Origin of the sequence: Homoserinimonas sp. OAct 916, from assembly GCF_003260275.1 — a bacterium.
Lineage (GTDB): Bacteria > Actinomycetota > Actinomycetes > Actinomycetales > Microbacteriaceae > OACT-916.
In genome coordinates this window covers 1-1,459 of record NZ_QJHB01000031.1, presented here as the reverse complement: position 1 = coordinate 1,459, position 1,459 = coordinate 1, and the positions used below count along the sequence as shown (strand labels likewise).

Below are 1,459 nucleotides of genomic sequence, written 5' to 3'. Positions count from 1 at the left end.
CCCGGTTGCTGCCGCGATACTTGCGTTCGCTGTTTACTCGGTGAGCCTTCCGCTGTGGTTCCTTCTGCCGTGGGAACGAGGTACAGCCTCGGTAGGTGCGTGGGTTGTCATGCTCGGGGTCGACGCAACCAGGATCATCGTCGCTGTCGTATTCCTTAGCGTGTGGCGGATGTGGCGGCCGTCAGGGTTTCTGACAGCACCGACTTGGCGACGGGTGATGCCAGCACTTCCGCTCTTGTTACTGCCGGCTATCCCTATGGTTTTCGGCCCGGGAGTGGTCGCTCAGCCTTGGTGGAAGGCCGCAATCATCGTCTTCGGTGTCGCGACAGTGGCATTCGGGGAGGAGGCGGTGTTCCGAGGCGTTGTGCTGCGCGTGCTGCTTTACCGTGGGCTACGGCCAGCCGTTTTTGGCTCCGCCGCGTTGTTCGGGTTGATGCATGTCATGAACCTCGCCGTCGATAGCGATCCGATCACCGTCACGGCTCAAGTAATCATGACGTTCGGGATCGGCATCGGTTTTGCGGCGGTTGCGCTCGCCACCGGGACCATCTGGCCGTTGCTGATCGTCCACTTCCTCATGGACCTTGTCAACAGCGTTCAGGCGGCCGTGCCCGGCGAGAACGCCGGAGTCGCGGTGACGGATCTGCTACTTAACGGGGGGATCAACGTGGCGCTGGGCGCACTGACTGCAATCTATGGCCTCTGGTTGCTGCGGCGGCGCACGGGTATGATTCGCGAGCTCGAATCTTCTCCGCCGCACTGAGGCTCAGGTGACTGCGACGCCTGCCATCACCAGCACCGCGAGCAACAGGCAGGAGCTGATCGCCAAACTGGGACTGCTCCACTTCCCTGATCGCAGTGCTGGCCAGCGCCACGCGAGAACGATCGCTGCCACTACGGCGAGCACTGCGTATACGAGCCAGATCGGGAAGGGGTCGAGGGCCCCCAGCAGTGCGGCTGGAAGCACCACCCCCAGCAATGAGGTCCCTGCGACGCTGCCCAACACGTTCGCTAAAGCACGCTGGCGGGTGGGTGTGTGTCGGGCGTTGCGCCAGATGCCCCATACGGTCAACACGGGGACGCCGAGGGCGAGCAGGCCGGTGATGACCATGACAACGATGTCACTCATATCTAAAGCCCTTCGTCGAGGATGGTCCCCACGAGGTCGCCTTGCAGCATCACCAGTTGCGCTCCGGTGGGTGCGGAGTTAACGAGGTAGGCCAGCCCGCGCCCGGTTCGGGGACAGTAGCCGACAAAAGAGGAGTGCGAACCGGTGAGTCCGTTGTGGAAGATGAGATCGTCTCCTGCGGGTGTCGCGGCAAGGACCCAAGTGATCGCGATCTTTGCGTCGGGCAACCATGGCAGAAGCGGTGCTGGTGCCACCGGCTGAAGCCCGGCCGCTCCAGGCTGGCGTCCATCACGAGTCAAGCGCATCCAAGTGGCCAAGTCCGCGCAGGTA

The 1,459-nt window shown here is 63.0% G+C and carries 2 protein-coding genes and 1 pseudogene; 1 reads left to right on the top strand and 2 read right to left on the bottom strand.

Features of this window, described 5'->3' with window-relative positions; translation table 11 throughout:
• On the top strand, window positions 1-763 hold a 763-nt coding region (locus DL891_RS17610; protein WP_232819238.1), incomplete at its 5' end, for a CPBP family intramembrane glutamic endopeptidase.
• A 3-nt stretch (window positions 764-766) separates the two neighbouring features.
• Here the strand turns inward: DL891_RS17610 and DL891_RS16505 are convergent.
• Window positions 767-1,129, bottom strand: a complete 363-nt coding sequence (locus DL891_RS16505; RefSeq protein WP_111721581.1) for a hypothetical protein — start codon at window positions 1,127-1,129, stop codon at window positions 767-769.
• Window positions 1,130-1,131: 2 nt separating this feature from the next.
• Window positions 1,132-1,459 (bottom strand): annotated as a pseudogene (locus DL891_RS16500) (serine hydrolase); the annotation flags it as partial.